Source organism: Umezawaea beigongshangensis (assembly GCF_016464305.1).
Lineage (GTDB): Bacteria > Actinomycetota > Actinomycetes > Mycobacteriales > Pseudonocardiaceae > Umezawaea_A > Umezawaea_A beigongshangensis.
Genome location: NZ_JAEIOJ010000001.1, coordinates 693,871 through 720,020, shown reverse-complemented (window position 1 = coordinate 720,020; position 26,150 = coordinate 693,871). Strand labels below are relative to the sequence as shown.

Below are 26,150 nucleotides of genomic sequence, written 5' to 3'. Positions count from 1 at the left end.
CGTCAGGAGACGGCGGCGGCAGCAGCCCGACCGGCCACCCGGCCGCTGAAGATGCAGCCGCCCAGGAAGGTGCCCTCCAGCGAGCGGTAGCCGTGCACGCCGCCGCCGCCGAAGCCGGACGCCTCGCCCGCCGCGTACACGCCGGGCAGCGGCGTCCCGTCGGCGCGCAGCACGCGGGCCGACAGGTCGGTGTGCAGGCCGCCGAGGCTCTTGCGGGTCAGCACGGACAGCCGCACGGCGATCAGCGGACCGGCCTTCGGGTCGAGCAGCGGGTGCGGCTCGACCGCGCGGATCAGCCGGTCGGTCGTGAAGCGGCGGGCCGCCAGGACGGCGTTGATCTGCGCGTCCTTGCCGAGACCGCTGCGCACCTGCCGGTCGCGCTCCACGACCAGCCGCTCCAGCGCGTCCGGGTCGATCAGCGGGTCACCGCCCACCAGGGCGTTCATCCGGTGGGCGAGGGTGCGCACGTCGTCGGCGTGGACGAACTCGTCGGAGAGCTTCGCGAACCGCTCCACCGGGGTGACCGCGCCCGGCAGCGCGCGCTGGAGCACCGCGCGGACGTCCTTGCCGGTCAGGTCGGGGTTCTGCTCGGAGCCCGACAGCGCGAACTCCTTGCCGATGATCCGCTGGTTGAGCAGGAACCAGGAGTGCTGGTGCCCGCCGCGCACGATGTGCTCCAGCGCGCCGAGCGCGTCGAAGCCGGGGAACAGCGGCACCGGCAGCCGCTGGCCCGTGGCGTCGAGCCACAGCGGCGACGGTCCGGGCAGGATGCGGATGCCGTGCCTGCTCCAGATCGGGTCGTGGTTGGCGATGCCCTCGGGGTAGTGCCACATGCGGTCGGCGTTGATCATCTCGCCACCGGCGGCCGTCACCGCCCCCAGCAGGTGCCCGTCCACGTGGTCCGGCACGCCGGAGAGCATCCGCTCGGGCGGGGTGCCCATGCGGGCGGGCCAGTTCTCGCGCACGAGGTCGTGGTTGCCGCCGATGCCGCCGGAGGTGACCACGACGGCCTGCGCGCGCAGCGCGAAGTCGCCGACCACGGTGCGGGAGCTCTTCGCGCCGCGCACGGCGTCGCTGGGTTCCAGCACCTCGCCGGTGATGCCGTCCACGACACCCCCGGTGCTGCTCAGGGCGGTGACGCGGTGCCGGAACCGCAGCTCGACGAGCCCCTTGGCCACGGCCTCGCGGACGCGCCGCTCGAAGGGCGCGACGACGCCGGGGCCGGTGCCCCAGGTGATGTGGAAGCGCGGCACGGAGTTGCCGTGGCCGCTGGACAGGCCGCCGCCGCGCTCGGCCCACTGCACGAGCGGGAACCAGCGCATCCCCATCGCGTGCAGCCACGCGCGCTTCTCCCCGGCGGCGAAGTCGACGTACGCCTCGGCCCACCGGCGCGGCCAGTGGTCGCTGTCGCGGTCGAACCCGGCGGCGGCCGACCAGTCCTGGAGGGCGAGGTCGCGGGAGTCGCGCACGCGCAGCCTGCGCTGCTCGGGGGAGTTCACGAGGAAGAGGCCGCCGAAGGACCAGAACGCCTGGCCGCCCAGCGACGCCTCGGGCTCCTGGTCGACCAGGACCACCCTGCGTCCCGCGTCGGCGAGCTCCGCGGTCGCGACCAGCCCCGCGAGTCCCGCTCCGACGACGATGACGTCCGCGTCGTGTTCCATCGCACGAGTCTAGGACCCGATCACCGGCGGGCACGAGACTTGAAAACATTTCATTTCTCGGAGGTGCGGGGCCGCCGGCCGGTGTCGGAGAGGGGGGATTCCGTCCGGCCGACGGCGATCGGTGCAGGCGCACAGCTGGCGTCTCGGGGTCCGGCGCCACGGCGGACGAGGGGGGTGTCCGGTGACGCCGACGTCGCGTGCCGCTCTGCTGCCGACACCTGGTAGAACGTGCGGTGAACAGAGGGTGTTCCCAGGTCAGGGGCTACGGCACTGTGACGTGGTCGACACACGCCTCCGTCTTCGTGCCTGCCGGGTCGAGCACCGGCCGCCCCGGCGCGGGCCAGCGCGTCGCGGTGCCGACGGACCGGTGCCGCCGGACCGGTGCCGCCGGACCGGTGCCGACGGGTCGTCCCGCGCGGCCGTGCGCCGAGGTCTCCGCGCCCCGCGACGACACCGGTGGCGGCAGATGTCACCGCGGTGCACGTGTCGGCGTGACCTGCGCTTTCACCGTTGACGGTGTTGACATTCCCGCCGGACGGCCCTTGACTGGTGGGCGGTGGAGGTGTCCACACCCCGGCGAGTGGTGCGGACACCGCTTCGCGCGTTCGCGCAAGCCTCCGGACAGTCCAATGTGGACGTGCAGGATGGGCTGAACGCACTATTGTCGCGGCCCTCGTGGAGAGATGTGCTTCGGGCATTCTTTCCCCACGAAGGGTTTGCGCCGTGACCAACACGAGAACTCGGTGGAGACACCGCACCAGCGCGGCCCTGCTGGCCGCGGTGCTGGGCACCTCCGGTTTCGGCTTCGCCGCCACCCCGGCCGTCGCGCAGGAAGCTCAGCCCTCCACGCCCGACGCCGAGAAGCAGCTCGACAAGCGCGACCGCGACCTCCTCGCGGACGCCGAGCGCAACGGACAGCAGAACGTCACCCTCCTCGTCGCCGCCGAGCAGGGGGAGACGGACGCCGCGGCCGACGAGCTGCGCTCGCTCGGCGCCGTGGTCGAGAAGACCGACGCCGAGATCGGCTACGTCAAGGTTACCCTCCCGCGCGTCAACGCGGAGAAGGCGGCGAAGCTCGGCTCGGTGAACGTGGTCGACGTCGACGGCCTGATCGACCTCGACGACCCGCGGCCCGAGGGCGTCGGCACCCCGCTCCCGCAGCCCGCCCCCACGGCGAGGACGCCGCGCGACAACCCCTACATGCCGGTCCGCGACACCGGCGCGGCGGAGTTCACCAAGAAGAACCCGAAGCACGACGGCCGCGGCACGACCATCGCGATCGTCGACTCGGGCATCGACCTGGACCACCCGGCGCTGGCGAAGACCTCGACCGGCGAGCGCAAGATCGTCGACTGGTACAACGCCAACGCGGTGAACTCCGGCGACGGCACCTGGGTCGCGATGGACCCCGCCAGGCGGCGCGGCACGTTCTCCCACGGCGGCGTGCAGTACAAGGCTCCCGCCACCGGTGACTTCACCATCGGCCTGTTCCGCGAGACCGCGGGCGACCTGAACCTCGCCAACAGCGAGACCGGCGGCGACATCAACCGGGACGGCGACCGCACCGACACCTTCGCGGTGCTCCAGGACGTCAACACCAAGGACGTCCGCGTCGACCTCGACCAGGACGGCGACCTCACCGACGAGAAGTCGATGATCGACTACAAGGTGAAGCAGGACGTCGGCTTCTTCGGCACCGACGACCCGGCCACCCCGGTGGCCGAGCGCATGGCGTTCGTCGTGCAGACCGACCGCTCGATCTACGACAACGGCGGCACCGCCCACGTCGGCCTGGGCATCTCCGGCACGGCCCACGGCACCCACGTGGCGGGCATCACCTCCGGCAACCAGCTCTTCGGCGGCGCGGTCTCCGGCGCGGCCCCCGGCGCGAAGCTGCTGGCCGTCAAGGCGTGCCTATCGACCCCGTCGTGCACCTCCAGCGGCCTGATCGACGGCGTCGTCTACGCCGCCCGCAACGGCGCCGACGTCGTCAACATCTCCATCGGCGGCCTGCCGCCGCTCAACGACGGCAACAACGCGCGCGCGGAGATCTACAACCGCGTCATCGCCGAGTACAACGTCCAGCTCTTCATCTCCGCGGGCAACAGCGGCGCGGGCGCGAACACCGTGGGCGACCCGTCGGTCGTCACCAACGCGGTCAGCGTCGGCTCCTACATCACCAGGGAGACCTGGCTGTCCAACTACGGCTCCGAGGTCAAGCAGAAGGAGAGCCTGCACGGCTTCTCCTCGCGCGGCCCGGCCGAGGACGGCGGCTTCAAGCCCAACATCGTCGCCCCCGGCTCGGCGGTCTCCTCCGTCCCGCGCTGGCAGCCGGGCGGTCCGGTGCCCGGCACCTACGACCTGCCGCCGGGCTACGCCCAGCTCAACGGCACGTCGATGGCCGCCCCGCAGGCGACCGGTGCCGCGGCGCTGCTGGTGAGCGCGTACAAGGCGAAGCACGGCGGCGAGCGCCCGAACGTGGCCGCCCTGCGTAACGCGATCTACACCGGTGCCGACTGGGTCTCCACGCTCGGCGCCTACGAGCAGGGCAACGGCCTGTTCGACGTCCCGGCGGCGGCGAAGCTGCTGCTCGGCAGCGACCTCGCCACCGACGCCGTCTCGGCCTCGGTGCCGGTCAGCACGGCGCTGTCCCCGCTGCTGGGCACGCCCAACACCGGCGTCGGCATCCACGATCGCGAAGGCGCCGTGGTGGGTCGCGAGTACACCCGCACCTACACCCTCACCCGCACCACCGGCTCGGACCGCGACCAGACCTACCGGGTCAACTGGACCGGCAACGACGGCACCTTCCGGTCGGCCTCCTCGGTGACGCTGCCGCTGAACCGGCCGGTCGCGCTGGAGGTCAAGGTCAACCCGAGGTCCGAGGGCGTGCACTCCGCGGTGCTGACCCTGGACAACCCGCGCACCAGGGGCGTCGACCTGCGCACGCTCAACGCCGTGTTCGCGGCGCAGGACTTCACCGCCGCGGGCAAGTACGCGGTCACCAAGACCGGCACGATCGAGCGCAGCCAGTCGACCAGCCTGTTCGTGCGGGTGCCGCAGGGCACCACCGCGCTGAAGGTCGACATGGTCGCCGGTGGCGCCGAGAAGGGCAAGGGCCAGGTCCGGTTCCTGCGCTTCGACCCGTACGGCCTCCCGGCCGACACCATCTCCTGCTACAACCCGGACGCGGGCGCCAGCTGCGGCAACGGCACGGCCACGAGCCGCACCACCAGCAACCCGCTGCCGGGCGTGTGGGAGATCGTGGTCGAGGCCCGTCGCACCTCCGACGTGCTGAGCGCTCCGTACTCGGTGACGGCCTCCGTGCTCGGCGCGACGATCAGCCCGAACCCGGACGTCGTCCCGTCCGGCCAGACCGGTGCGGCGCTGACCCGCCAGTACTCGGTGACCAACTCGCTCGGCACGTTCACCGGTGCGCTCGCGGCCGGTGCGCTGGGCAGCGCGAAGGTGGCGCGGCCGAGCATCGCCGACGGTGGCCAGCAGAGCTACGACGTGACCGTCCCCGCGGGCGCCACGACGCTGACGGCCACCATCGGCAACCCGGCCGACGTCTCCGCCGACCTCGACCTGTCGGTCTACGACTGCTCGACGGGCACCTGCGCGCTGGCCGGCTCGTCGGCCGACGGCGACTCGGAGGAGTCGGTCACGGTGTCCGCTCCGGCGGGTGGCCCCTGGAAGGTCGTGGTCGACGGGTACGCCGTTCCGGCCGGCACCACGGAGTACGACTACGTGGACCTCTTCACGTCGGACACGCTGGGCACGCTCACCGTGGCCGACGCGAACGCCGAACGCCAGAACGGCGCGACGTGGACCGCGTCCGCGACGATCACGCCGAGCGCCTCGCCCGGCGCGGGCCGCGTGCTGCGCGGTGAGCTGCTGGTCAAGACGGTCGACAGCGCGGTCATCGGCCGCGGTGCCGTGATCGTGGAGTCGATCACCGGCTGAGTCCCGCGGTCCCGACCCGCCGGAGGGCGTGAGCGATCCCGTCGCTCACGCCCTCCGGCGCGTTCTACGGGGTCGGGTCCCAGTTGGTCGCGGGCTCCTCCAGGTCCACCTTCGAGACCTCCGGCAGCGCCGTCACCGCCTCCACCCGGTCGGTCGGCACCGACGCCCGGAGGAAGTCCAGCGGCACGTCGGACGACTGCACCTCGCCGCCCAGGTCGCGCACGGCGCTCGCGGTCCCCTCCGCCGCACCCCGCGTGGTGGAGATCATCAGCACCACCTCGGTCGCGCCGTCCGCCCGCGCCCGCTCCAGCAGGACCGCACCGCGTTCGCCGAGCTTGCTCACCACGTCCCCCGATCCCGGTGTCGTCGCGGGCGCCGGGGATGGCGCGGACGACACCGGCGCCTCGTACGACGACGCCGGCGCCGTGAGCGGCACCTCCTGCGGCGATCCGCAGCCCGCCAGCACCAGGGCGCAGACCAGCGCGCCCGCACCAGATCTTCTCACCGCGGTTCCTCCCGTCCTCCGCTGCCAGGACGGACCCGACGGCGTCGCGGTTGCACGCTCAGTCCCGCGCGGGCCCGCTGAAGTTCTGCACGCGCTCCTGGCCGTCCTCGCTCTCGCCGAACACCCGCGCGTCGTCGTGGTGCTCGGTGCTGGTGATCGCCGGACGGGCGGCCCGGCGGGTGGTGTGCGGTGTGTCGGTGACCCGGACGCGCGGCAGCGCCTCGGGGTGGCGCTCGCGCAGCCACCCCGCGAGGTGCTCGCGCACCAGGCACCGCAGGTCCCACAGCTGCCCGGCGTCGGCGGCGCTGACCAGGGCGCGCACCCGCACGAACGAGTCCACCGCGTCGGTCACCTGGAGCACGCACACCCGTTCGTCCCACAGGTCCGTGCTCTCCAGCGCGCGCCGCAGCTCCTGGCGCATCGGCTCCACCGGAACGGTCCAGTCCAGGTCCAGCTCCACGGTCCCGAGCAGCGCCGACTGGGTCCGCGTCCAGTTCTCGAACGGCTTGGACATGAAGTAGGAGGTGGGCAGGATCAGCCTGCGGTCGTCCCACAGGTGCACGACGACGTAGGTGAGGGTGATGTCCTCGACCCGGCCCCACTGGCCCTCCACGACCACCACGTCGTCGAGCCGGACGGCGTCGCTGAAGGCGATCTGGAGGCCCGCGAAGACGTTGCCCAGCAGCGACTGCGCGGCCAGGGCGGCGATGGCGCCGATGACACCGGCCGAGGCGAGCACGGACGTGCCGGCCGCGCGAGCGCCGGGGAAGGTCATGAGCGCAGCGCCGAAGGCCAGTATCGACACGACGACCACCGTGATCCGCCTGACCAGCGTGATCTGCGTGTGCACGCGGCGCGCGTGACGGTTGTCGGACACGTCGACCCGCACCCGGGACAGCGCCGCGTCCTCGATCACCGTCAGCAGCGACACCAGCAGCCACGCGCCGGCCGCGATGAGCGCTATGCCCAGCACGTGCAGCACGGGACCGCGCCAGCTCACCCCGCGCGTGCCGAGCTGGAGGGCGACGTCGACCGAGAGCAGGACGGCCAGGACCTGCGTCGGCCGGTGGGCCTGGACGGACAGCTCGGCCATCATCGCGGAACGTCTGCCCAGCTTGCGGACGACGCGGTGCAGCAGTGCGACGATCAGCAGCGCGACCAGCGCGGACGTCAGCACAGCGCCTGCCAGGTAGGTCAAGTCCGACCCGCTGCGGGGAACCACGATCCTCCTCGTGCTCGGAAGCGTTCTTTCCGTCACTACCCGCTCACACGTTCGGGGACACGTGACCCGCCGGTGGTGGAGTTCACCCCGCAGCGGGAGAGCAGAATGTCGTTCATGACCTTCGCCGATGACGGCGGACGGTGGTGGCTGGCGGAGCTGCGCCACTCCGTCGAACTGCTGGCGTCACCCGCTCACGTCCAGATCACCCACCTGCGCCGCAACGGCGTGCACCTCGACGAGCTCGCCCTGGCGTTCGACGCGGCGTTCCGCCCCGTGACCTCGCCGGACGAGCGGATCGTGATGTCCCCCGCTGCCCTGACGGCCCTGAGCGCCCTGGACGACCTCCTGTCGGCCCTGGACCCCGACCCCGCCCTGTGGACCGACGAGGCCCTGGCCACGACCCCGGAGTGGGCCGAGGTGCGAGCGGCGGCCCGCAGAGCGGGCCAAGCCCTGACCCCCTGACCCGCGAGTGGAGCGTTCGAGCACCACGAGTGGAGCGTTCGAGCACCGCGAGTGGAGCGTTCAGGACGTCAGCGGGGGCAGCGCGGCCGAGAACAGCCAGTCCCGGAACACGCCGTCCAGCGGAACGACGCCGTGCCACTGCGCCACCGCGGCGAAGTCGAGCGTCGTCGCCGTGCCGTGCCGGTACTTCTCCGTCCACTCCCGCAGCACCACGAAGAACGCCTCGTCGCCGACCGTCGTGCGCACGGCGTGCAGCGCCAGCGCGCCCCGCTGGTACACGCGGTCGTCGAACAGCCGCCGCACGCCGGGATCGGCCACGACGAGGTCCTGAGGCAGCCGGGACAGCGCGGCGTGCGCACGGGCCGCCGACACCCCGGCCGGCACCCGGTCGGCGAACTCGTGCCACAGCCACTCGGCGTAGGTGGCGAAGCCCTCGTTGAGCCAGATGTGCCGCCAGTCCGCCAGACCGACGCTGTTGCCGAACCACTGGTGCGCCAGCTCGTGCGCCACGAGGTGCTCCGAGCCGCGCCGTCCGTCCACGTGGTTCGCGCCGAACACCGACAGCCCCTGCGCCTCGACGGGCACCTCCAGCTCGTCGTCGGTGACGACCACCGCGTACTCGGCGAACGGGTACGGGCCGAACAGCTCGACGAACAGCGCCGTCATCGCGGGCTGCCGGGCGAAGTCGTGGGCCGCGTGCGCCGCCAGCCGCGCCGGCGCGGCCACGGCCTGCCCCGCCGGGAGCGGCACCAGCTCGTACCGGCCGATCTGCACGGTCGCCAGGTAGGTCGCCATCGGCTCGCGCTGCTCGTAGACCCACCGCGTCGCGCTCCCGCCGACGCGCCTGTCCACGAGGGACCCGTTGGCCAGCACCGCGTAGGACGACGGCGCGGTCACCGTGATGGTGTAGCTCGCCTTGTCGCTCACCCGGTCGTTGCACGGGAACCACGACGGCGCCCCGAGGGGCTGGCTCGCCACGATCACGCCGTCGGTGAGCTGGTCCCAGCCCAGGTCGCCCCAGATGCCGCGGACCGGCCGCGGCACGCCCGAGTAGCGGACCTCGACGGTGAACACGGCACCCGCGGCGAGCGGCTTTCCCGGGCGCACGCGCAGCGAGCCGTCCCCGTGGGTCCAGCGCGCCGCGCGACCGTCGACGAGCACCCGGTCCACCCGGAACACGCCCAGGTCCAGCACGACGCTCTTGAGCGTCTCACCGGCCACGGCCGACAGCGTCGCCCGGCCGGAGAGCCGCCCCGACGAGGGCCGGTGCTCCAGGTCGAGGTCGTAGTGCGTCACGCGGTACCCGGTGCTGCCGTGCTGGGGGAGGTAGGAGTCCTTCACCCGGTGCGGTTCCAGGCCGAGATGGGGTTGCCCAGCCAGCGCGTGCCGGCCGGGACGTCCTCGCCGCGCATCACCAGCGACGCGGGGCCGACGGTGGCGGCCTCGCCGAGGGTCGCGCCGAGCAGCACGATGCCGTGCGGGCCCAGCGTGGCACCGGACGAGAGGGTGACGCGGTCCATGCGCATGATCCGATCGTGGAAGAGGTGGGTTTGTACCACACACCCCCGGTTCACGGTCGACCCGTCACCGAGCCGCACGAGGTCCGCCTCGGGCAGCCAGTACGTCTCGCACCACACGCCGCGGCCGATCCGCGCGCCCAGCGACCGCAGCCACAGGTTCATCAGCGGAGTGCCGCCGAGCGAGCTGACGAGCCACGGCACGGCCAGCACCTCGACGAACGTGTCCGCGAGCTCGTTGCGCCACACGAACGAGCTCCACAGCGGGTGCTCCACCGCGCGGAACCGGCCCACCAGCAGCCACTTCGCCGCGGCGGAGATCCCGCAGGCCAGCACGCCGGTCGCCAGCAGCACCACGCCGCTGAGCAGCGTCCCGGCCACCGGGCCCAGCGCGAGGAGCGCGGCCACCACGCCGACGGCCAGCGCGGTCGACACCACCACCGGCACGATCCGGCACAGCTCGACCAGCGCCCGCGCCACGACGAGGCGCGTCGGCGGGTCGAACGTGCGGCTCAGGTCGCCGCTCTCCGCGGAGCGCGGCAGCTTCATCGGCGGCATCCCCAGGTAGGAGCTGCCCGCCTTGGCCCGCCTGGGCGCCATGGACAGCACGCCCACGAGGCCCCGGTTCGGCACCGAACGACCGGCCGACGCCATGCCGGAGTTGCCGAGGAACGCGCGCTTGCCGATGCTCGCCGCCGCGATGCGCAGCCATCCGCCGCCCAGCTCGTAGGAGGCGATCAGCGTGTCGTCGGCCAGGAACGCGCCGTCGGCGACCGTGGTCATCGACGGCAGCGCGAGGACCGTGGACGCCTCGACCCGGCGACCCACCTTCATGCCCAGCGCGCGCAGCCACACCGGCGTCGCCAGGCTCGCGTACAGCGGGAACAGGTCGGTGCGCGCGGAGTCCATCAGCCGCTCGGTCGTCCACGCCTGCCACGCCACGCGGCTGTGCACGGGGTGGTGGCCCTCGCGCAGGCCCGCGGCCAGCGCACGCACGGACACCAGCACGAGCAGCGCGTGCGTGACGAGCCGGGCGAGCGCGGCCAGCGGCGCGGCGAGCAGCGCACCGCCCAGCGCCGCGCCGAGGGTGGTGCTGCCGCTGGTGAACGCGGCGACGACGAGCAGCGCGGGCACGACGGCCACGACGGGCAGCAGGCCGAGCGCGAACGACGTGAGGCCGTAGACGAACGTCCAGCGGCGGACGCGCGGCGGGCGGGCCGACGGCCAGCGCCGCCCCGCCTTCCCGTCGCGGGCCGCCGGCACGCCGGACCACCGCTGGCGCGTCGGCACCGAGCCGGTCACGGCCGAACCGGGCGCGATCTCGGCGCGCTTGCCGATCCACGCGCCGGGCAGCAGCGTGCTGCGCGCCCCGACGACCGCGCCGGCGCCGATCCGGATGCGGTCGACGTGCAGCTCGTCGCCGTCGAGCCAGTGCCCGGACAGGTCGACCTCCGGCTCGACCGCGCAGTTCTTGCCCAGCTTGAGCATCCCGGTCACCGGGGGCAGCGAGTGCAGGTCCGCGCCGTCGCCGATCTTCGCGCCGAGCGCTCGCGCGTAGGCCGTCACCCAGTAGCCGGTCAGGTTCGTCGCGCCGCTGTGCTCGGCCAGCCGCTCCGCCGCCCACAGCCGCAGGTGCGTGCTCCCGCCGCGCGGGTACGTGCCGGGACGCAGGCCGCGCAGCAGCACGCGCGCCCCGCCCGCGGCCAGCGCGATCCGTCCCGGCGGGCTGAACAGCAGGAGCCACCCGGCGGCGATCCACCACCACGACGCGGTCGGCGCCCACGGGTGCGTGCCGGTGAGCGCGAGGACGTTGCCCGCCGCGGCGGCGAGCACGCTCCAGCGCAGCCCCACGACGGTCAGCAGCGGGATCGTCAGCAGCGTCTGCACCACCGCGGCGCGGCGCGGCGTCGGCTCCACGACGCGCACCGCGTCGGACGTGCGGTCGAACTCGTCGACGCGCGCGGCCTGCGCCCGCAGCGTCGAGTACTGGTAGACGTCGCCGACGCCCACGCCGGGGCAGCGGGCGCGGATCAGCGAGACGAGCTGCGCAGCGGCCAGACTGCCGCCGCCGCTGGCGAAGAAGTCGGCCTCGCGGTCGGCCGGGGGAGTGCCCAGCACGTCGGCCCACCGGGCGGCGAGCCACGCCTCGGTGCCCTCGAACTCGGGCGCGGACGAGGTGTCCAGGGAGGGCAGCGGCCACGGCAGCGCGTGCCGGTCGACCTTGCCGGAGGTGCGGGTGGGCAGCGTGTCCACGACGGCGATCAGCGGCACGAGAGGGGCGGGCAGCGCCGACCGCAGCCGGGCCACGGCCTCCGCCTGGTCGAACGGCTCGTCCCCGGCGACCGCGACGTAGCCCACGAGGACCTGGTTGCCGCCCCTGGTCGTGCGCACGGCGGCGGCGGCACCGGCGACGCCGGGCAGCGCCTGCAGCGCCGCGTCCACCTCGCCCAGCTCGATCCGCCGTCCGCCCAGCTTGATCTGCTCGTCGGCCCGGCCGAGGAACAGCAGCCCCTCCGGCTCGGCCCGCACGAGGTCACCGCTGCGGTAGGCGCGCTCCCAGCCCAGCGACGGCAGGGGAGCGAACTTCTCGGCGTCCTTGGCCGGGTCGAGGTAGCGGGCCAGGCCCACGCCGCCGATCACCAGCTCGCCGGTCCCGCCCATCGGCACGACCTCGCCCGCGGTGTCCACGACGGCCAGCTCCCAGCCGTCCAGCGCCAGCCCGATCCGCACGGGGCCCTCGCCGGTCAGCCGCGCCGCGCACGCCACGACCGTGGCCTCGGTGGGGCCGTAGGTGTTCCACACCTCGCGGCCGTCGATCGCCAGCCGCTCGGCCAGCTCCGGCGGGCACGCCTCGCCGCCGAAGATCAGCAGCCGCACGTCGTGCAGCGAGTCGGCCGGCCACAGCGCGGCGAGCGTCGGCACCGTTGACACGACGGTGACCTCCTGCTCCACCAGCCACGGCCCCAGGTCGGCGCCGGTGCGCACCAGGGAGCGCGGCGCGGGCACCAGGCACGCGCCGTGCCGCCACGCGAGCCACATCTCCTCGCAGGAGGCGTCGAACGCCACGGACAGCCCGGCCAGCACCCGGTCCTCGGTGCCGATGGGCTCCTCGGCCAGGAACAGGGCCGCCTCGGCGTCCACGAACGCCGCCGCAGACCGGTGCGACACCGCCACGCCCTTCGGCCTGCCGGTGGAACCGGAGGTGAAGATGATCCAGGCGTCGTCGTCCGGGCCGGGCTCGCCGGGGGTGCCGGCGGGGGTGCCGCGGAGGACGATCTCGCGGCCCGCTCCGACGACGGCGCACACGTCGGCCTCGGTGAACACCAGGTCGGCGCGCTCGTCGGGGTCGTCGGCGTCGACGGGCACGTACGCGGCACCGGCCGCCAGCACGCCGAGCACGCTCACGTACAGGTCGGCGGTCCCGGACGGGGCGCGCACACCGACCCGGTCACCGACGCCGACGCCGAGCGCGGCGAGCGACCGGCGCAGCCCGTCGACCTCGCGCAGCAGCGCGCGGTAGGTCAGCGGCGTCACCCCGTCGTCGAGGGCCAGCGCGTTCGGGAAGTGGTGCGCCGTGTCGTCCAGGACGTCCAGCAGGGTGCGTTCCGCAGGGGCGGGCCGGACGGGGAACACCGCCCGCACCGCCTCGTGAACAGCGGTCACGAACGATCCACGCGCAGCAGCACATCTCACCTCTCGCCAGGTGTGGATGCCCGTTCGACCGCCGTTGCCCGCACCCGGAAACCGCCGGGTGATCGCATCCACGCTCACGATCGTCAGATCGTGGACCTGCAACGTTACAGTGCCGTAATGCCCCTGGCGGACGCAGTGGCTGCTCTCACAGGCGTCGCGTCAGTAGCCGTGCGCCTCGACGCAGGAGAGCGAGGCGACCTCGGGTGCCACCGCCGCGGCGCGCAGGGCGTGCGCCGTGCTGGCGTTCCACGCCCGCCACTCCGGGGTGTGCACGCCGATCACCACCCGCGACAGCAGGCACAGCCGCTCCTGCTCCGGCAGCCCGTCGAGGGCGGGCACGACGTCGGTGGACAGTTCCCCCAGGTAGCGCACGTCGATCTGCCCGGTGTGCCGCCAGCGCGCCACGTTCTGCTCGGTGACGATCCGCTCGGGGTCCGCCAGCGACAGCACCAGCAGCGCGCCCAGCCCGGTCACCAGGCCCGCGCGCGGCAGCCACCCCGCGCGCAGCCGCGCGCACGCCACCAGCACCATCGCGTAGAGCAGTCCCAGCCACAGCTCGCACGCCGTGACGAGCAGCCGCAGCACCGTGAACCCGTACGCCTGCTGGTAGGTCACCATCCGGCTCAGCGCGGAGGCCACGATCACCAGCGACAGCACGGTCAGCGCGCCGATCAGCGCCCGCAGCCACGTCCGGTCGGCCGGGGTGTCGCGCCGCGCGGTCCGCAGCACCACGCCGACGACGCCCAGCGTCAGCACCGACACCACGAGGAGCTGCCAGAACCCGCTGCGGGCGTACCCGGCGTAGGTCAGGCCCTCGGTGCGCACGACGTGCTCGCTGCCGCCGAACAGGGTCACGAGCCGCACGCCGACGAACGCGGCGAACAGCAGCACCAGCACGAAGATCGGAGCGACCCACTCCACGCGCCGCGCCGACCTCGCTGGAGCCGGCCGCGGGGGCGGTGACCTGCGGAGCAGCACCTCGCGGCAGGCACCGGCCGTGATCGGCGCAGACAGGACGAACAGGACGACCCAGCGGACGACCGTCCCGCTGTCCAGGTCCGGCACGAGGGCGGACAGCGCGTCGGCGAACGCGGCGTCCGCCGACGCCAGCAGCGGGGTGAACACCGCCAGCAGCAGCGCGCTCGCCACGACCGGCACGCCCAGCCGCGCCGGCGAACCGAGGGGCAGGCGCGCCAGCGCGCGACCGATCCAAGGCGGGGAGGCCAGCACGTTGCGCGGCAGGGCCAGCACCGACCACCACCGCGACACGGCGAGCGACGCCGCCGCGCACGCCCCGAGCAGGCACAGCACGAACAGCCACTCCGCGGCGCGCAGCGCGGCCGTCCCCAGCAGCGCCAGCGCGAGCACCGCCCACGCCGCCGACGCGCGCGGCAGGCGCTCGGCGGACCGGTGGACGACGACCGCCACCGCGACCACCGCGATCACCGCCGCCGCGAACCAGCCGACCCCCGGACCGCTCAGCGGCACGAACACCGCCCCGCCGATCCCGGTGACGCCCGTCGCCACGAGCACGTCGCGCGGAGCGACCGGCGCGGGCTCGGTCCGGACCGGCGCGGTGATCGCAGCCTCCGCGACGGGAGGGGGCTCCGCGACGGGAGGGGGCTCCGGCCGGTTCGCGGCCCTCTTCCGGCGCGGCGGTGGCAGGGCTGCGGTGTCCGGAGCGGGACGGCGGGATCTGACCTCGTCGGGCACGGTGCTCCTCGGGTGTGCGTCATCGCCCCGCGACCGGGTGGCGCGCGGGGTGGTCCGGAGGTGGGATCAGGGCAGGGTGACGCGGATGCGACTGCCCGTGGCCGCGGGTGGTTCCGGGTCGACGACGGTGATCGCGCCGCCGTGCAGGTCCACCACCCAGCGCGCGATGGCCAGGCCGAGCCCCGTGCCGCCGTCGCCCGCGCGCTCGCCGCGCGCGAAGCGGTCGAAGATGCGGTCGCGGTCCTCGCGGGGGATGCCGGGGCCCTCGTCGCGCACCTCGATCGTGGTGCCGTCCGGCCCGGTGCGGGCCAGCACGCGCACCTCGCCGCCGCGCGGACCGTGCCGCACCGCGTTGTCCACCAGGTTCACCACGACCTGGTGCAGCCGCTCGCCGTCGGCCACGACCGTCGCGTCCGGCGGGCGCACGTCGACGGTGAAGCGCACGTCGCGCCGCTGCGCCGCCGACGCCACCTCCGCCTCGGCGACCACGTCCGCGAGCAGCGGCCCCAGCCCGACCTCGTCGCGCTCCAGCACGAGCGCGCCCGCGTCGATCCGGGACAGGTCCAGCAGCTCGGTCACCAGGCGGCCCAGCCGCTCGGTCTGCGCCAGCGCGGTCCGCATGGTCGCCGCGTCCGGCTGCTCCACCCCGTCCACGACGTTCTCCAGCACCGCCCGCAGGCCCGAGATGGGTGTGCGCAGCTCGTGCGACACGTTCGCGATGAGGTCCCGCCGCTGCTGGTCCGACGCCGCCAGGTCGGCCGCCATCTGGTTGAACGCCTCCGCGAGCTGCCCGACCTCGTCCCGCGCCGTCGCCCGCACCCGCAGCGTGTAGTCGCCGCGCGCCATCGCCCGCGCCGCCGCCGTCATCTCCCGCAGCGGACGGGTCATGCCGTGCGCGAACACCTGCGTCGTCAGCAGGGCCAGCAGCAGCGCCGTCGCCGTCGTCGTGGGTGGCAGCCAGCCGATGTTCCACCAGAACACCGCGAACGCCGTGGCCCACGACAGCACGAGCACCGCGCCGAGCTTGACCTTGATCGACCGCACCGGGTCGAGCGGCCGGGGAGGTGCGCCCAGCCAGGTCACCTCGGCACCTCCAGCGCGTAGCCGACCCCGTGCACCGTGCGGATCAGGTCCGCGCCCAGCTTGCGGCGCAGCGCCTTCACGTGGCTGTCGACCGTGCGGGCGCTCGCGGTGTCCTGCCAGCCCCACACGTCGCTCAGCAACCGCTCGCGCGGCAGCACGGCCCGCGGCCGCTCCGCGAGGTGCACCAGCAGTTCGTACTCCGTCGGCGTCAGGTGCGCCAGCTCGTCGCCGCGGCGCACCCGCCGCTCCACGAGGTCGATCTCCAGATCGCCCAGCGCGATGCGCCGCTCGGTGCTCTGCCGCTCCCGGTCCACCCGTCTCAGCAGGGCGTGCACCCGCGCCACCAGCTCGCGCGGCGAGAACGGCTTCGTCAGGTAGTCGTCCGCGCCCACGGCCAGCCCCACCAGCAGGTCCGTCTCCTCGTCGCGGGCGGAGAGCATCAGCACCGGGACCGGCCGGCGCTGCTGCACGCGGCGGCACACCTCCAGGCCGTCGAAGCCCGGCAGCATCACGTCCAGCACCAGCAGGTCCGGCTCGATCTCGGCCGCCGCCGCCACCGCGCCGGGCCCGTCGTGCGCCAGGTCCACGGCGAACCCCTCGGCCCGCAACCTCGCGGCGACGGACTCGGCGATCGTCGGATCGTCCTCGACGACGAGCACCCGCCGCTGCTGTCCCCCGGTCATGCGGCCGACTGTAGGCGCGGCCCGTGCAGAGGAGATCGAGAAGTTGTGAACGTCCCGTGCAGACGTCCCGCGCGCGACGGGGATACTCGGAGGCGTGAACGGTCAGGTGGGCGGCGGCGCCGTGCTGGACGCGGTGCTGGAGCGCATCACCTTCGCCAACGAGGAGACCGGCTACACCGTCGCCAAGGTCGACACCGGGCGCGGGGCGGGCGACCTGGTCACCGTCGTCGGAGCGCTGCTGGGCGCGCAGCCCGGCGAGAGCCTGCGGATGCGCGGCCGGTGGGGCTCGCACCCCCAGTACGGCAAGCAGTTCCACGTCGACGACTACACGACCGTGCTGCCCGCGACGATCCAGGGCATCCGCCGCTACCTCGGCTCCGGCCTGGTCAAGGGCATCGGGCCGCGCATCGCCGACCGCATCGTGGAGCACTTCGGCGTCGACTCGCTGGACGTCATCGAGACCGAGCCGAAGCGGCTGGTCGAGGTGCCGGGCCTCGGCCCGAAGCGCACCAAGCTCATCGCCGACGCGTGGGAGGAGCAGAAGGCGATCAAGGAGGTGATGGTCTTCCTCCAGGGCGTCGGGGTGTCCACCTCGCTGGCCGTGCGCATCTACAAGCAGTACGGCGACCGGTCGATCGACGTGGTGCGGCACGAGCCGTACCGGCTGGCGGCCGACGTGTGGGGCATCGGGTTCCGCACCGCCGACGTGATCGCGAAGGCCGTGGGCATCCCGCACGACAGCCCCCAGCGGGTGAAGGCGGGCCTGCAGTTCACGCTGTCCGAGGCCACCGGCAACGGCAACTGCTACCTGCCGGAGCAGGAGCTGATCGCCGACGCCATCAAGATCCTCCAGGTCGACACCGGCCTGGTCATCGACTGCCTCGCCGAGCTCGTCACCGAGGAGGGCGTCGTCCGCGAGGACCTGCCCGGCGACGACGGCGAGAAGATCGGCGCGATCTACCTCGTGCCGTTCCACCGCGCCGAGGTCTCCCTCGCCGGGCAGCTCGTCCGGCTGCTGCGCGGGCGCGAGGACCGGATGCCCGCGTTCGGCGCGGTCGACTGGGACCGCGCGTTCGGCTGGCTCGCGAAGCGGCAACCGGCCGAGCTGGCGCCCAGCCAGCGCGACGCCGTGCGGCTCGCGCTGACCGAGAAGGTCGCCGTGCTCACCGGCGGTCCGGGGTGCGGCAAGAGCTTCACCGTCCGCTCCGTCGTCGCGCTCGCCACCGCCAAGGGCGCGAAGGTCGTGCTGGCCGCGCCCACCGGGCGTGCCGCGAAGCGCCTCACCGAGCTGACCGGCCACGAGGCGAAGACCGTGCACCGCCTGCTGGAGCTCAAGCCCGGCGGTGACGCCGCGTTCGACCGCGACCGGCCGCTGGACGCCGACCTCGTCGTGGTCGACGAGGCGTCCATGCTGGACCTGCTGCTCGCCAACAAGCTGGTCAAGGCCGTCGCGCCCGGCGCGCACCTGCTGCTCGTCGGCGACGTCGACCAGTTGCCGTCCGTCGGCGCGGGCGAGGTGCTGCGCGACGTGCTGGCGACCGGCAGCCCGGTCCCGAGCGTGCGGCTGACCCACATCTTCCGGCAGGCCCAGCAGTCCGGCGTCGTGACCAACGCCCACCGCATCAACTCCGGGGACTACCCGCAGGTCAAGGGCCTGCCGGACTTCTTCCTGTTCTCCGTGGAGGAGGCCGAGGACGCCGCCACCACCACGGTCGACGTGGTCGCGAACCGCATCCCCCGCAGGTTCGGCCTGGACCCGCGCCGCGACGTGCAGGTCCTCGCCCCGATGCACCGCGGCCCGGCCGGGGCGGGAGCGCTGAACTCGCTGTTGCAGGAGGCGCTCACACCGCCGCGCCCCGACCTGCCGGAGCGGCGCTTCGGCGGCCGGGTGTTCCGGCTGGGCGACAAGGTCACCCAGATGCGCAACAACTACGACAAGGGCGCCAACGGCGTCTTCAACGGCACCCTCGGCGTCGTCGTCGGCCTCGACCCGGACGAGCAGAAGCTCACCGTCCGCACGGACGAGGACGAGGAGGTCGACTACGAGTTCGGCGAGCTGGACGAGCTGACCCACGCCTACGCCATGACCATCCACCGCTCCCAGGGCAGCGAGTACCCGTGCGTGGTCCTCCCGATCACCACCAGCGCGTGGATGATGCTCCAGCGCAACCTGCTCTACACGGCCGTGACCAGGGCGAAGAAGCTGGTGGTCCTGGTCGGCTCCCAGCGCGCGATAGGCCAGGCCGTCCGCACGGTGGGAGCGGGCCGCCGCCACACGGCCCTGTCCCACCGCCTGACGTCCTGACCCGCCGAGTTGAGCGTTCGAGCACGCCCAGTTGAGCGTTCACGACGCACGAGGTGAGCGTTCACGACGCACGAGGTGAGCGTTCACGACGCACGAGTGCCCCCTCCCGGTCCCGGAAGGGGGCACTCGTGGTCGTGCTGCTGGTTACTTCAGGCCGTTGCTGATGGCCGTGATCAGCTCGCCGTCGGTGGTGTCACCGGACAGCTCCCAGAAGAACGCGCCTCCCAGGCCCTGCGTCTTGGTGTAGGACATCTTGCCGCCGATGGTGGCGGGGGTGTCGTAGCTCCACCAGTTGTTGCCGCACTTGGCGTAGGCCGTGCCGGCGATCGTGCCGGTGGCGGGGCAGGTGTTCTTGAGGACCTTGTAGTCCTCGATGCCCGCCTCCGAGCTGCCGGGCGCCGGGCCGGTGGCGGTGCCGCCGGGGGCGTCCTGCGTGACGCCGGTCCAGCCGCGGCCGTAGAAGCCGATGCCCAGCAGGAGCTTGCTCGCCGGCACGCCCTTGCTCTTGAGCTTCTGGATCGCGGCGTCGGAGTTGAAGCCGGCGGCCGGGATGCCGTTGTAGGACGTCAGCGGCGAGTGCGGGGCCGTCGGGCCCTGCGGGCTGAAACCGCCGAAGTAGTCGTAGGTCATGACGTTGTACCAGTTGAGGTACTGCGCCGCGCCGCCGTAGTCGGCCGCGTCGATCTTGCCGCCGTTGCTGCCGTCGGCCGTGATGGCCGCGGTGACGAGGTAGTCGTTGCCGAAGCGGGCGCGCAGCGCCTGCGACAGCGTCTTGAACGAGCTGAAGCCCGAGGTGTCGCAGCTCAGGCCGCAGGCGTTCGGGTACTCCCAGTCGATGTCGATGCCGTCGAAGACGTCCGCCCAGCGCGGGTCCTCGACCAGCTTGTAGCAGGAGTCGGCGAACGCGGCCGCGTTCTGCGCCGCCTGGCCGAAGCCGCCGGACCAGGTCCAGCCGCCGAAGGAGAACAGGATCTTGATGTTCGGGTTGATCTTCTTCAGCTTGCGCAGCTGGTTGAAGTTGCCCTTGAGCGGCTGGTCCCACGTGTCGGCCACGCCGTCGACGCTGGTGGCGGCGTCGAAGGTCTTCTCGTAGTCGGCGAAGGAGTCACCGATGGTGCACTGGCCGTTCTGCACGTTGCCGAACGCGTAGTTGATGTGCGTCAGCTTCGAGGCGGAACCGCTCGTGACGATGTTCTTGACCTGGTAGTTCTTGGAGTAGATGCCCCACTGGGCGAAGTAGCCCAGGTTGATCTTGCCGTTGCCACCGGGAGGGTTGGTGGTGGGCGGCGTCGTGGTGGTCGTGGTCGTCGTGGGCTTGGTCGTGGTCGTCGGCAGCGCGCCGCCGTCGCACGAACCGCCGTTGACCTTGCAGCCGCTCGGCGCGGAGTAGGCGCCGGAGTAGGCGACGTTGAAGCCGAAGCTCACCGTGCCACCGGCCGCGACGGTGCCGTTCCACGTGTTCTTCACGGTCACGTGCTGACCGCTGGTGCTCTGGACGCCGTCCCACGTAGAACTGATCTTGTGGTTGGCGGGGAGGTCGAACTCGACGGTCCACGAGGTCAGGGGGCTCGTGGAGTTGTTCGTGATGACGTACTTGCCCTCGTAACCGGTTCCCCAGTCGGAGGACTTGGTGAACGCGGCGCCGACACCGCCGGCGCCGCTGGCGGGTGCGGCGACGACCAGGCCCATTCCCAGGGCCGTGACAGCCGCGAACAGTGTCGCGACGTGCCATCTGATCTTGCGCATCTTGCTCCTTCGCGTGACAGGGACAGCGAGGTTGGGAGAAACATGTGGTCCAGACCTCATGCAGGTCAAGGTCTAGACCACTGAGGTCACTCGAATGGAGTAGTGGTTCCGTGTGAGTTCACGTGCACGGTGGTGACACCCGGTTGCCAGTCGTCCTCACGTGGACGTTTCGCGAGTCGAGGAGACATGTCCGCTCTCGTTCACCCGGGTGAACTGGTGCTGAGAAGACCGCTCGTCTGCTGCCTTGCTGCAAGATGATCAACCTGGGAGTGTCGGGGTTCTGCTAGCGACTCGACGAGTCGCCAGGGGGTGGGCGAATGGAGCTGGACCGGCGGAGCGATCCCGGTGCCGCTGCTCGTCGTGATCCGGGCGCTCCCGCGCACGATGGGCCGTCCACGATCAACCAGGTGCACGGAACCGTGAACGGCCAGGTGCTGCAGGTCGGTTCGGTCGACACGATCGTGATGACCGGGTCTCACCCCTGCTCACCAGGCGCGTTCCACCAGCCGAAGCAGTTGCCTCCCCCGCCGGGGCAGTTTGTGAACAGGGTCGACGCGCTCGGCGCGCTCGACCGCCTCACGTCGGCGGTCGAGGCGGACGCCCCTCCTCTCGTGGTGGTCGTCAGCGGGATGAGCGGTGTGGGCAAATCAGCGGTCGTCCTGCGGTGGGCGTACGCCAACCGCGGGCGTTTCACCGGTGGGCAGTTCTACGCGGACATCGGTGACCCGAGGTTCCGCGGCAGGACGTCGGTCGATGAAGTGGCGGCGGGCTTCCTGCGAGCTCTGGGAGTTCACAAGGAGTACGTTCCGTCCGAACCCGCTGAGCGGTCCGCCATGTTCCGGACGAGGACAGCGGACGCTCCCGTGCTGGTCGTGCTCGACGACGTGGACGGCGAAGAGCAGGTCGCACCGCTCCTGCCGGGCTCGCCGGGCAGCGTCGTCCTGGTCACGAGCCGCCGCAGGTTGAGCGGTCTGGTCTACGAGGGTGCGCACCTGCTGCACCTGCGACCGCTCGACGATTCCGAGAGTTCAGCGCTCGTCGCGCGGATGCTTCCCGAAGGCCGGTTGAGGGCGGGGTCCCAGGAGGCGGAGGACCTCGTCCGGCTGTGTGGTGGCCTGCCGGTGGCGCTGCGAGTGGTCGGGGCGCGCTTGGCACAGCGGCCACGCTGGTCGCCGAGCAGGCTCGTCGAGCACCTGGCGGATGAGGAACGCAGGCTCGGTCGACTGTCGATGGGAGAGCGCATCGCCGTGGAACCGGTGTTCGACGCCGTGGTGGAGCAGTTGCCCCCGCTGGTGCGCCAGCTCTACCGGCGCCTCGGTCTGCATCCCGGTCCGTTCTTCAGCGCTCCTGTCGCCGCGATCGCGATGGACGTCCCGGTCGACGATGCGGAAGAAGTGCTGGAACAACTCGTTGAAGCCAACCTCGTGGGAGAGGTGGGCCAGGAGCGTTTTCGCTTCCACGACCTCGTGCGGTTGCACGCTCGACGTCGTGCCGAGCAGGACGAGGTAGCCGCTGTCCGCGATGACGTCGTGCGAAGGATCTCGCACTGGTACCTGGCCGCAGCCTCGTCCGCCGACCACGCCGTCGCCGGTCCTGCTCGGTGGAGGTTGTACGGACAGTACGCAGGAGTGGACTCGCCGACGTTCTCTCCTGCGGAGGCCGCGGACTGGCTGGGATCGGAGAAGCAGAACCTGCTGGCGGTCGTGGAGGAAGCGTTCCGTCGCGAGTGGCACGACCTGGTCCTGCGCTTGTGCGAGGCCCTCTGGCCGTTCTACCACGGCCACAAGCACTACCAGGACTGGAAGAGCTCCCACCGGATGGGCGTCGAGTCGGCACTGCGTGAAGGATCGCTCGTGGCCGAAGCGCGCATGCGGAACCAGTTGGCACGTGCTCACATCGAGACGGGTGAGTTCGATCGGGCTGACCGGGAACTGGAAGCGGCTCGACGTCTGGCGGTGGAATCGGGAGAACCGCGTGCGGAAGCGGTGGTCCTGGAGTCGCTCGGCGTGCTCAGACGGGACGAGCACCGCTACTCCGAGGCGGCCGACCACTTCAGAGCGTCTCTCGCTGCGAACGAGACCATCGGGGACGAGCGGGGAATCGCCCTGCAGGGTTACCACCTCGGCGACGTCCTGCTCCGCGGCGGTGATCCGGTCGGTGCCGCTGTCGTCCTGGAAGAGGCTCTGCGGCAGTTGCAGGGTCTCGGTGACGAGATGTCGGCGGCGAAGGTCGACGTCGTACGGGGTCGTGCCTACCAGGTGATGGGCAGGCTTCCCGAGGCGCAAGACGTGCTCGTGTCAGCGGTGGCGGTCGCGCGTCGGCGTCACCAGCCCGTCAAAGAGGCGCAGGCTCTCGAAGCACTGGCGGATGTCGCCCGAAGTGCGAGCGATGTGGAACTCCTGACGGCCTGCGCGGGCCGCCTCGTCGAGCTCTACACGGCCACGGGAAGTCCACGTGCGGCCGTTGTGGCCGGATGGACGCGGGAGAACGGACAAGTTGACGATTGACGACGCCCGTGTGACGACTCGGCCGTTCCCCCCGCTCTCGCGAGGTGAACGTCGAAGGGTCGTCTGATCGCCACGCTCCGGCCCGCCCGAACCCCACGTCGGATTTCCGCCAGCGTCACCGCCCCACGAGCAGCATGCTGGACCGCGTGCACACCGATGTCGAACGTTGCGTGCGAGCCGTGCAGTCCAAGGACGCCCGGTTCGACGGGTGGTTCTTCACGGGCGTGACCAGCACCGGGATCTACTGCCGCCCGAGCTGCCCGGTCGTGCCGCCCAAGGTCGAGAACATGACCTTCCACCCCAGCGCCGCGGCCGCGCAGCAGGCCGGGTTCCGGGCCTGCAAGCGCTGTCGGCCCGACGCGAGCCCCGGCTCGCCGCAGTGGAACGAGCGGGCCGACCTCGTGGCGCGGGCCGTGCGGCTCATCGCCGACGGGGTCGTGGACCGCGACGGGGTGCCGGGACTGGCCGCGAAGCTCGGGTACAGCACGCGGCAGATCGAGCGGCAGCTCCGGGCCGAGATCGGGGCCGGGCCGCTCGCCATCGCCCGTGCGCAACGGGCGCAGACGGCCCGGCTGCTGATCGAGACCAGCTCGCTTGGCATGACCGACGTGGCGACGGCGGCCGGGTTCTCCAGCATCCGGCAGTTCAACGACACCGTGCGGGAGGTCTTCGCGCTGTCGCCGACCGAGCTGCGCCGCCGCGCCGGAGACGCGCCGGCCGCGCCGGGAACGCTGTCGCTGCGGCTGCCGTTCCGCGCGCCGCTGTGCCCGGACAACCTCTTCGGCCACCTCGCCGCGACCGGCGTGCCGGGGGTGGAGGAGTGGCGCGACGGCGCGTACCGCCGGACCCTGCGCCTGCCGCACGGCCACGCCGTCGTGGCGCTGAGTCCACGACCGGACCACATCGCCTGCCGCCTGACGCTGACCGACCTGCGCGACCTGTCCATCGCCATCAGCCGCTGCCGCTGGACGCTCGACCTCGACGCCGACCCCGTGGCGGTCGACGCACAGCTGTGCGAGGACCCGCGGCTGGCCCCGGTCGTGCGGGCCGCGCCGGGCCGACGGGTGCCGCGGACCGTGGACGGCGAGGAGTTCGCCGTGCGGGCCGTGCTCGGCCAGCAGGTGTCGACGGCCGCCGCGCGCACGCACGCCGCGCGGCTCGTGCTGGCCCACGGGTGCCCGGTCGACGACCCGGCCGGAGGCCTGACGCACCTGTTCCCGGACGCCGCCGCGCTCGCCGAACTGGACCCCGAGTCGCTCGCCCTGCCCCGCGCCCGCCGCACGACCCTCACGTCGCTGGTGGCGGCGCTGGCGGTCGGCAAGATCGACCTCGGGGTCGGCAGCGACTGGCGGGAGGCGCGCGAGCGCCTCCGCGAACTGCCCGGTTTCGGGCCGTGGACGGTGGAGTCGATCGCCATGCGCGCGCTCGGCGACCCGGACGCGTTCATCCCCGGTGACCTGGGCGTCAAGGTCGCGGCGCGCGCTCTCGGCCTGCCCAGCACCCCCGCCGCGCTCACCGCCCACGCCCGCGTGTGGCAGCCGTGGCGGGCCTACGCCGTGCAGTACCTGTGGGCCACCGGCGACCACCCCGTCAACTTCCTGCCAGCAGAGAGGTGAAGTGATGATCACGCACACCGAGGTGGACAGTCCCGTCGGGACGCTCACCCTGGTCGCCGTCGACGACGCGTTGTCGGGGCTGTACATGGAGCAGCAGCGGCACCGGCCGCCGCAGGAGTCGTTCGGCGAACGCGACGACGCGCCGGTGTTCGACGAGACGCGGCGGCAGCTCCGCGCCTACTTCGACGGCGCGCTCACGAGGTTCGACCTGCCCCTGCACTTCGTGGGCACCCCGTTCCAGCAGCGGGTCTGGCGCGCTCTCCAGGACATCCCGCACGGCACGACGATCACCTACGGGCAGCTCGCCGACCGCGTCGGCAGCCCCGCGGCGTCGCGCGCGGTCGGCCTGGCCAACGGTCGCAACCCGATCGGCATCGTCGTGCCGTGCCACCGGGTCGTCGGTTCCACCGGAAGCCTGACCGGCTACGGCGGCGGCCTGGAGCGCAAGCGTCACCTGCTGGACCTGGAACGGGGTGCGCTGGCGGCCTTCTGACGACCCGTCAGGACACGGAGGAGAAGGTGCGGCGGTAGTCGTTGGGGGCCACGCCCACGACCCGGTGGAAGTGGTGGCGCAGCAGGGCGGACGTGCCGAAACCGCACTGGCGGGCGACGGTCTCCAGCCCGAGCTGCGTCTCCTCCAGCAGCCGTCGCGCGTGCAGCACGCGCTGCGTGGACAGCCACCGGTGCGGGGTCGTGCCGGTCTCGGCGACGAACCGGCGGGCGAACGTGCGCTCCGACATCTGGGCGCGCGCGGCGAGACTCGCGACGCTGTGCTCCTCGGCGAGGTTGTCGAGCATCCAGGTCAGCACGGGGTCGAGCCCGTCGGCCCTGCACTCCGGCACCGGCATCTGCACGTACTGCCGCTGGCCGCCGTCGCGCTGCGGCGGCACGACCATGCGCCGGGCGATCGCGTTGGCCACCGCACTGCCCAGTTCGCGGCGCACGAGGTGCAGGCACGCGTCGATGCCCGCCGCGGTGCCCGCGCTGGTGATGATGTCGCCGTCGTCCACGAACAGCACGTCCGGGTCGACCACGACGGAGGGGAAGCGGCGCGCGAGGTGGTCGGCGTGCCGCCAGTGGGTGGTGCAGCGCCTGCCGTCGAGCAGCCCGGCGGCTCCGAGCAGGAACGCGCCGCTGCACACGGTGAGCAGCGTCGCGCCTCGCGCGTGGGCGGCGCGCACGGCCTCCAGCACGGCCAGCGGGTAGTCCTCGCGGATGGTCGCGGCGGGCAGTGCCACCAGGTCGGCGTCGACCAGCGCGTCCAGCCCGTGCTGCGGCGTCACCTGCACCCCGACGTTCGCCCGGAGCGGTTCACCGGCGCGTTCGCCGCACACGCGGAAGTCGAACGCGGGCACGCCCTCCTCGGTGCGGTCGATGCCGAAGATCTCGCACACCACCCCGAACTCGAACGGCGCCATGCCGTCGATCAGGACCACGGCGATCGTCTGCAACATGCCCGCAGCGTAGCTGG

Annotated in this window: 16 protein-coding genes; 6 read left to right on the top strand and 10 right to left on the bottom strand. The window is 72.7% G+C overall.

Features of this window, described 5'->3' with window-relative positions; genetic code table 11:
• Nucleotides 1-2: 2 nt before the first annotated feature.
• The gene (locus tag IMZ35_RS03370) at nucleotides 3-1,661 is read right to left on the bottom strand and encodes an FAD-binding dehydrogenase (RefSeq protein WP_199439339.1); all 1,659 of its coding nucleotides are present in this window, start codon (nucleotides 1,659-1,661) and stop codon (nucleotides 3-5) included.
• A 723-nt stretch (nucleotides 1,662-2,384) separates the two neighbouring features.
• Between IMZ35_RS03370 and IMZ35_RS03365 the strand changes: the two genes are divergently transcribed.
• Nucleotides 2,385-5,627, top strand: coding sequence for a S8 family serine peptidase (locus tag IMZ35_RS03365; protein ID WP_199439338.1), 3,243 nt, complete (start codon nucleotides 2,385-2,387; stop codon nucleotides 5,625-5,627).
• Between the two features lie 64 nt (nucleotides 5,628-5,691).
• Here the strand turns inward: IMZ35_RS03365 and IMZ35_RS03360 are convergent, their stop codons facing one another.
• Both IMZ35_RS03360 and IMZ35_RS03355 read right to left on the bottom strand, forming a co-directional pair.
• Nucleotides 5,692-6,132, bottom strand: coding sequence for a hypothetical protein (locus IMZ35_RS03360; RefSeq protein ID WP_199439337.1), 441 nt, complete (start codon nucleotides 6,130-6,132; stop codon nucleotides 5,692-5,694).
• A gap of 58 nt (nucleotides 6,133-6,190) precedes the next feature.
• The gene (locus IMZ35_RS03355; RefSeq protein WP_307867704.1) at nucleotides 6,191-7,354 is read right to left on the bottom strand and encodes a mechanosensitive ion channel family protein; all 1,164 of its coding nucleotides are present in this window, start codon (nucleotides 7,352-7,354) and stop codon (nucleotides 6,191-6,193) included.
• A gap of 114 nt (nucleotides 7,355-7,468) precedes the next feature.
• Between IMZ35_RS03355 and IMZ35_RS03350 the strand changes: the two genes are divergently transcribed.
• Nucleotides 7,469-7,816, top strand: a complete 348-nt coding sequence (locus tag IMZ35_RS03350) for a hypothetical protein (RefSeq protein ID WP_199439336.1) — start codon at nucleotides 7,469-7,471, stop codon at nucleotides 7,814-7,816.
• Nucleotides 7,817-7,876: 60 nt separating this feature from the next.
• Here IMZ35_RS03350 and IMZ35_RS03345 read toward each other — a convergent pair whose 3' ends face one another.
• The 5 genes from IMZ35_RS03345 to IMZ35_RS03325 form a co-directional block, all read right to left on the bottom strand.
• Complete coding sequence (locus IMZ35_RS03345) at nucleotides 7,877-9,157, bottom strand: M1 family metallopeptidase (RefSeq protein WP_199439335.1); 1,281 nt, start codon at nucleotides 9,155-9,157, stop codon at nucleotides 7,877-7,879.
• Nucleotides 9,154-12,996, bottom strand: coding sequence for a Pls/PosA family non-ribosomal peptide synthetase (locus tag IMZ35_RS03340; protein ID WP_307867702.1), 3,843 nt, complete (start codon nucleotides 12,994-12,996; stop codon nucleotides 9,154-9,156). The genes IMZ35_RS03345 and IMZ35_RS03340 overlap by 4 nt, the downstream gene beginning before the upstream one ends.
• 189 nt (nucleotides 12,997-13,185) lie before the next feature.
• Nucleotides 13,186-14,739, bottom strand: a complete 1,554-nt coding sequence (locus tag IMZ35_RS31620; protein ID WP_199439333.1) for a DUF4153 domain-containing protein — start codon at nucleotides 14,737-14,739, stop codon at nucleotides 13,186-13,188.
• A gap of 66 nt (nucleotides 14,740-14,805) precedes the next feature.
• Nucleotides 14,806-15,813: a HAMP domain-containing sensor histidine kinase gene (locus tag IMZ35_RS03330; RefSeq protein WP_199439632.1), complete on the bottom strand. Its 1,008-nt coding sequence runs from the start codon at nucleotides 15,811-15,813 to the stop codon at nucleotides 14,806-14,808.
• 5 nt (nucleotides 15,814-15,818) lie between these two features.
• Nucleotides 15,819-16,505, bottom strand: a complete 687-nt coding sequence (locus IMZ35_RS03325) for a response regulator (protein ID WP_199439332.1) — start codon at nucleotides 16,503-16,505, stop codon at nucleotides 15,819-15,821.
• Nucleotides 16,506-16,599: 94 nt separating this feature from the next.
• Between IMZ35_RS03325 and recD2 the strand changes: the two genes are divergently transcribed.
• Nucleotides 16,600-18,810, top strand: coding sequence for an SF1B family DNA helicase RecD2 (recD2, locus tag IMZ35_RS03320; RefSeq protein WP_307867701.1), 2,211 nt, complete (start codon nucleotides 16,600-16,602; stop codon nucleotides 18,808-18,810).
• Nucleotides 18,811-18,954: 144 nt separating this feature from the next.
• Here recD2 and IMZ35_RS03315 read toward each other — a convergent pair whose 3' ends face one another.
• Nucleotides 18,955-20,556 carry a glycosyl hydrolase family 18 protein gene (locus tag IMZ35_RS03315; RefSeq protein WP_199439331.1) on the bottom strand — a complete coding sequence of 534 codons (1,602 nt, stop codon included), beginning with the start codon at nucleotides 20,554-20,556 and terminating at the stop codon, nucleotides 18,955-18,957.
• 419 nt (nucleotides 20,557-20,975) lie between these two features.
• Between IMZ35_RS03315 and IMZ35_RS03310 the strand changes: the two genes are divergently transcribed.
• The 3 genes from IMZ35_RS03310 to IMZ35_RS03300 all read left to right on the top strand — a co-directional run bounded on the left by IMZ35_RS03310 (nucleotide 20,976) and on the right by IMZ35_RS03300 (nucleotide 25,172).
• A complete protein-coding gene (locus IMZ35_RS03310) occupies nucleotides 20,976-23,063 on the top strand; it encodes a tetratricopeptide repeat protein (protein WP_199439330.1) in 2,088 nt (695 codons plus the stop codon).
• Nucleotides 23,064-23,209: 146 nt separating this feature from the next.
• Nucleotides 23,210-24,679, top strand: coding sequence for an AlkA N-terminal domain-containing protein (locus IMZ35_RS03305; RefSeq protein ID WP_199439329.1), 1,470 nt, complete (start codon nucleotides 23,210-23,212; stop codon nucleotides 24,677-24,679).
• Nucleotides 24,680-24,683: 4 nt separating this feature from the next.
• The gene (locus tag IMZ35_RS03300) at nucleotides 24,684-25,172 is read left to right on the top strand and encodes a methylated-DNA--[protein]-cysteine S-methyltransferase (RefSeq protein ID WP_199439328.1); all 489 of its coding nucleotides are present in this window, start codon (nucleotides 24,684-24,686) and stop codon (nucleotides 25,170-25,172) included.
• 7 nt (nucleotides 25,173-25,179) lie between these two features.
• On the opposite strand, the gene IMZ35_RS03295 is transcribed toward IMZ35_RS03300, so the two are convergent.
• Nucleotides 25,180-26,133, bottom strand: a complete 954-nt coding sequence (locus IMZ35_RS03295; protein WP_199439327.1) for a helix-turn-helix domain-containing protein — start codon at nucleotides 26,131-26,133, stop codon at nucleotides 25,180-25,182.
• Nucleotides 26,134-26,150: the final 17 nt, after the last annotated feature.